This is a genomic window from Kitasatospora sp. MBT63 (genome assembly GCF_000710465.2).
Classification (GTDB): Bacteria; Actinomycetota; Actinomycetes; order Streptomycetales; family Streptomycetaceae; genus Kitasatospora.
On record NZ_JAIZ01000572.1, the window covers coordinates 1 to 5784 of the forward strand.

Sequence of the window (5784 nt, forward strand, 5' to 3'; positions counted from 1 at the left end):
CCACCTCGGAGGCGGCGGCGCGGAGCACGTCGACCAGCGGCACCGGGGTGTTCCAGCGGCGGCCCGGCTCCTCACCGGCGAGGACGAGGAGGTTCTCGCCGTTGCGGCGCATACGGGTCGCGAGGTGGTCCAGCTTGAAGAGGTTCTCCAGCTGGTCCGGGTCGGCCTCGTTGTTCTCCAGGTCGGTGATCAGCGCCAGCTGGCGCTGGATCAGGCTCTGGCTGCGGCGCGACAGGTTGGAGAAGATCGCGTTCAGGTTGCCTCGGAGCAGGGCCTGCTCGGCGGCGAGCGAGACCGCCTGGGCGTGGACCTGGTCGAAGGCGCGGGCGACCTCGCCGATCTCGTCCTTGCCCCACAGCGGGATCTGCGCGACCGAGGTGTCCACCCGGTCCGGGTCGGTCTTGGAGAGCTTCTCGACCAGGTCCGGCAGACGGTGGTTGGCGATCTCCAGCGCGGCGCTGTTGAGCACGCGCATGCCGAGGATCATCGAGCGGGCGATGAAGCCGGTGAGCAGACCGGCCAGCGCGAGCGCCGCGATCACGATCGCCGAGTTCAGGATGGCGTCGGTCTGGGCGCGCGACTTGATGTTCGCGGCGCCGGCCACGACCTGGTCGAGCAGCTTGTTCTCGGTGTTGCGCAGGGTGTTGATGTGGCCACCGGTGGCCTGGGTCCAGTTGTCGAGGTTCAGGCCCTCGGCGGTGGCGGCCTCGAAGGTGGCGCGGGCCTGCTCCTTGCCCTTGGTCTCGCCGGCCGAGGCGGCCGCGGAGTACGCCAGACCGATGTTCATCAGACCCTGGACGGTCGGGATGGCCTGGCCGCCGGGCATCCGGTGCGGGGAGCGCAGATCGGCCGAGGCCTGCTCGCCGATCGCGTCCGCGTAGACCTTGGCGTCCTCGGCGGTGCTGCCGGTGGTGAACTCGCTGATCGCGGTCTGCTCGAGCTTGGCGGAGACCAGCAGGGTCTGGATCAGCTCGACGTTCTCGTACCTGGTGACCGTGTTGGTGCCGATGCCGACCAGCAGGTGGGTCATCAGTACGCGCTGGGTCGAGGCGGAGGCCTTGGCCAGCGACATGGCGTAGATGGAGCGGCCGCGGCTGGTCTCGCTGGAGCTGCCGAAGCCGACCGAGTTGTCGATCGCCAGCAGCGGCGCGAACATCGCGGAGTACGCGGCCGGGGTCGCGGTGGCGAACAGCTCCGGCTTGTAGGCGTTGTCCCGCAGGTGCGGGAGGTCGGCGACGAGCAGCTGGAACGCCTCGTTGCGGCGCGACAGCGTGGCGTCGTCCTTCACCTTGGCGAAGGCCTTGTTGTAGGCCGCCAGCGCCTGGTCGGTCAGACCGCGGTACTTCTTCACGTCCCCGTTGGGGTCGTTGCCGGTGATCCGCGGCGCGGCGGTGAAGTCGCGCTCGTTCTCCAGGGCGTCGGCCAGCACCGTCGCGGTGCGGGCCAGGTCCGCGGTCTTGAGCGCCTTGTCGGCCTTGACCCAGTCGTCGAACGAGGTGTTGACGCGAAGACCGCCGAAGACCAGGCCGATGATGACCGGGATCAGCAGGATCGCGACGAGGCGGGTCGGCACCCGCCAGTTCAGCGGGGACAGGAACTCGTACCGGCCGCCGCCGGCGGCACGCCGCTCGTCGGTGTCGGAGCCCTTGGGGGACTGGCCCGGCTTCGGTCCGCCGCCGAGCACGACGGACGGCCCGGGGCCGGTCCGCTCCTCGGTGGGGCTGAACGCGGAGAACCCTGCGGGTGCCTGGCCGCTACCGCCCGGCTCACTCTGGCGGGGCTCTGAGCGCTGCGGGGTGACTGGCTGCTTACGCCTCACTCGACAACAACCTCTCGACCGACTGGCGGCCATGGATCTATCCAGCGGCTTCCCCCGGTGGCCGCAGCCCGCTGTGGGTGGAACTGCCAACGATGACTACGGGGTAGCTGGAATTTCAGCACGTGCAGGGATTCGGGACAAACAGCACTCCGTACCCGGTCAGGCACGAGCAAATTGGACATTTGTGGGCAGGTGACCCCAAACCTCAAGGTCATCCGCGCATATCGGATCGAGTCGGTCACTGTGGGTCAATGACGATCTCCAAATGCCTACCGAACCGTTATGCGCCACAGCGCCCGTGCCCGCCCCCGCCCGAGGGGCGGAAGGCGGGCACGTGCCGTACCTCACGGAGGAGGGCCGGCGGGTCAGCGCAGTCTGGCCAGCAGGGCGTGTTCGACCAGGGTGATCAGGGCGCTCTTGGCGCTGTCCCGGCGTCGGGCGTCGAGGGCGATGATCGGGGTGTCGGGGCCGAGCTGGAGTGCTTCGCGGACTTCTTCGGGGGTGTGCGGTTGGTGGCCTTCGAAGCCGTTGAGGCCGACGACGAAGGGCAGTCCGCTGTTCTCGAAGTAGTCGAGGGCGGGGAAGCAGTCGGCGAGGCGGCGGGTGTCGACGAGGACGACGGCGCCGATGGCGCCGCGGACGAGGTCGTCCCACATGAACCAGAAGCGGTCCTGGCCGGGGGTGCCGAAGAGGTAGAGGATCAGGTCCTCGTCGAGGGTGATGCGGCCGAAGTCCATGGCGACCGTGGTGGTCGTCTTGCCCGCGGTGTGGGTGAGGTCGTCGATGCCGGCGCTGGCGCTGGTCATGACGGCTTCGGTGCGCAGCGGGTTGATCTCGGAGACCGCACCGACGAGGGTGGTCTTGCCCACGCCGAAGCCGCCCGCGACGACGATCTTCGCCGAGGTGGTGGCGCGGCTGGGGGCGGCCGCGTTAGAGCTTGCGAAGTCCACTGAGGACCCTTTCGAGCAGCGTGACGTCGGGCTGGTTGCCGGATTCGCCGCCGGCAGCGGGCTGGTGGATGGTCACGAGACCGGCTTCGGCCAGGTCCGCGACGAGGATCCGGGCCACTCCCAGCGGGATGGTGAGCAGGGCGGAGACCTCGGCGATGGACTTGACCTCGGTGCACAGGGTGCAGATCCGCTGGTGCTCCGGGAGCAGTCCGGCCAGCCGGACCGGGTCGACACTGGCCGAGACCAGGGCCTCCAGGGCGAGTTCGTAGCGGGGCCGGGTCCGGCCGCCGGTCATCGCGAACGGGCGGATCAGCGGACCGGAGTCCTGGCCGTCCTCGTCCTCGTGCTGGCCGAAGTCCTCCTGGTACCGGGCGTTGTCGCGTTCGGGGAACGCCTCCGGCCCCGGATGGCCCGGCGGGCCCTCGTCCGGGCGGCCGAACGGCCCGGAGTCCCGGAACGGCTGCTGGGGCCGGTCCTGGTACGGCTGGTCCTGGTACGGCTGCTGCTGCCCGTACTGCTGCTGGGCACCGGGCTGCGGCTGGGCGAAGTACTGCTGCTGCGGCGGGTACTGCTGCCCGTGGCCGACGCCGGGCACGCCGAAGGCGTCATGGCCGGTGCCGGGATACGGGACGCCGTACTGGCCGCTGCGGTCGTCGGGCGGTGTCACGGTTCCTCTCCTCACAGGGTGCGGCGGTGCGGTGCTGGTCCGGGACAACTGCGCCCGGGCCGGTGGTGCGAAGGCCGTACAACGCCCGAACCCGGGTCCCTCGCGGGCACCGGCGGCGGTTGGCCGGCGGTGCCCGCGAGGGACCCGGGACGGGCAATGAGGTCTTTCGAATACCAGGACGGTATCCGACGAACCGTCAGTGCAGGAGACTGCCCTGGAGTTCCGCGCGCAGCGCGGGGGTGAGGACGGCTCCGGCGCGGTCGACGAGGAGGGCCATCTCGTAGCCCACCAGACCGATGTCGGAGTCGGGGGAGGCGAGGACGGCCAGGGCCGATCCGTCGCTGACCGCCATCAGGAACAGGAAGCCCCGCTCCATCTCGACGACGGTCTGGTTGACCTCGCCGCCCTCGAAGATCCGGCTGGCGCCGGAGGTCAGCGAGGTCAGCCCGGAGGCGACCGCGGCGAGCTGGTCGGCGCGGTCCCGCGGGAAGCCCTCGGACATGCACAGCAGGAGACCGTCGGCGGAGACCACCACCGTGTGCGACACCCCGGGGGTGTTGTCCACGAAATTGGTGATCAGCCAGTTCAGGTTCTGTGCGGCCTGGCTCATCTGACTCAACTCAACGCTCCTGGTGGTTCGAGCCGCCGAAGAGATCGGTGCTGTTGTTCTGCTGTCCGTTGCCGGACCGGCCCTGCTGGGAAATTTCTTGGGGATCGATCCGGAAGCTACCGGTCGCGCCCGGGTCGCCGCCGGCGCTTCGGCCCTGCTCCACGCCGCGGCGCAGGTTGGTCAGGCGCCCGCGCACCTCCTCCGGGTTGCGGGAGACCTGCGGGCCGTCCTGCGGAGTCGGCTTGGCGTTGCCGGGGACCAGGTTCTGCTTGGGCACCCGGCGCGGCAGACCGGACGGCGTGGTGCCGCCGGCCGCCGGCTCGCGCAGCTGCTCGGCGCGCTGCCAGTCACCGTCGTTGGGGGACTGCCAGTCGCCGGCCGGCGAGCTGGTCGGACCGGTCGGGCCGTAGCCGCCGAGCGCCGACACCTGGTGGCCGCGCTGCTCCGAGTCGCCGCCGGTGTCCCGGGCGCCGGTGAACCAGTTCGGCTTCTCGCCGTCCGACCGGCCGCCCTGGTCGCCGCCGCCGAACACCGAACCGGCGTTGGCGGACGAGCCGGCCAGCTGCTGGCCCGGGCGGCGCTGGGGCAGCCCCGAGCCGAGCGTCCCGCCCTGGGAGGGCGGCAGCGCCGCCGGGGGCTCCTCCTGGCCGTAGGGGTGCCCGGCGGGCGCCTCCTCGGCCCGGCCGCCGCCGAACGGCTGGTAGCCCTGGTCGTACTGCTGGTCGTAGCCGCCACGGCCGTACTGGTCCTGGCCGTACTGCTGCCCGCCGTACTGGTCCTGCCCGTACTGGTCCTGACCGTAGTCCTGGTAGCCGTCCTGGGCGAAGGGCTGCTCCTGGCCGTACGGCGCGCCCTGGTACTGCGGGTCCTGGTACTGGGCGTTGCCCTGGAACTGGTCGTCCGCGTACTCGGGGTACTCGCGGTAGCCGTCCTGGGCGTACGGCTGGCCGGCGAACTGCCCCTGGCCGTACTGGTCCTGCTGCTGGTAGCCCTGGTCGGCGTAGTTCTCGCCGTACGGCGGCTCGACCAGCTCGGCCTCCAGCGGCTCCTGCTCGCCGTCGCCCTCGCCGGACTCCAGAGCCGCCAGACGGCGCTGCTCGAGCCGCTGCGAGCGCTGGACGGACTCCAGCGCCGGGCTGAAGCCGCTGGTGCCGGTGTTGCCGGTGAGGTGGTCGTCGAAGCCCAGTTCGGCGGCGCTGCGGGCCGGACCGACCTGGTCCCAGGCCTCGGCGGCCGGCTCCTGCTCGGCGAAGATGCGGGAGACCGTGAACTCCTCCTCCGGCTCGGGACGCGCGCTCAGCTGGACCAGCATCTGCGGGAGCATCACCAGGGAGGTGGTGCCGGCGGACTCGCCGGAGGGGCGGAGCTGGACCCGGATGTCGTGGCGCTGCGAGAGGCGGCCGACCACGAACAGGCCCATGCGGCGGGAGATGGTGGCGTCGACCGTGGGCGGCTCGGCCAGCTTCTCGTTGATCTCGGCGAAGTCCTCGGCGGTGAGGCCGATGCCCTTGTCGTGGATCTCCACCAGCACCCGGCCGTCCGGCAGGCGGGTGGCGTTGACCAGCACCCGGGTCTGCGGGCTGGAGAACGAGGTGGCGTTCTCCAGCAGCTCGGCGAGCAGGTGGACGAGGTCGGTCACGGCGGGGCCGACGACGTCGGCGTCGGGTATGCCGGCCAGCTCGATGCGCTCGTACTGCTCCACCTCGGAGGCGGCGGCGCGGAGCACGTCGACCAGCGG

Annotated in this window: 5 protein-coding genes; all 5 read right to left on the minus strand. The window is 71.1% G+C overall.

Features of this window, described 5'->3' with window-relative positions:
* A partial coding sequence (locus AA75_RS29965; protein WP_158515583.1) for a nitrate- and nitrite sensing domain-containing protein occupies nucleotides 1-1819 on the minus strand: 1819 nt, incomplete at its 3' end.
* Nucleotides 1820-2184: 365 nt separating this feature from the next.
* On the minus strand, nucleotides 2185-2769 hold the full coding sequence (locus AA75_RS29970) for an ATP/GTP-binding protein (protein ID WP_033823131.1): 585 nt from the start codon (nucleotides 2767-2769) through the stop codon (nucleotides 2185-2187).
* The gene (locus AA75_RS29975; RefSeq protein WP_233289256.1) at nucleotides 2750-3436 is read right to left on the minus strand and encodes a DUF742 domain-containing protein; all 687 of its coding nucleotides are present in this window, start codon (nucleotides 3434-3436) and stop codon (nucleotides 2750-2752) included. Before AA75_RS29975 ends, AA75_RS29970 begins: the two co-directional genes overlap by 20 nt.
* A gap of 196 nt (nucleotides 3437-3632) precedes the next feature.
* Nucleotides 3633-4046 (minus strand): roadblock/LC7 domain-containing protein, encoded by a 414-nt coding sequence (locus AA75_RS29980; protein WP_030057391.1) that lies wholly within the window; start codon nucleotides 4044-4046, stop codon nucleotides 3633-3635.
* 10 nt (nucleotides 4047-4056) lie between these two features.
* A partial coding sequence (locus AA75_RS29985; RefSeq protein WP_233289257.1) for a sensor histidine kinase KdpD occupies nucleotides 4057-5784 on the minus strand: 1728 nt, incomplete at its 5' end.

What these genes read in the sequence shown, in the direction of transcription:
- AA75_RS29980 (WP_030057391.1), bottom strand. Translation starts at nt 4,046, where the DNA reads ATGAGCCAGGCCGCACAGAACCTGAACTGGCTGATCACCAATTTCGTG.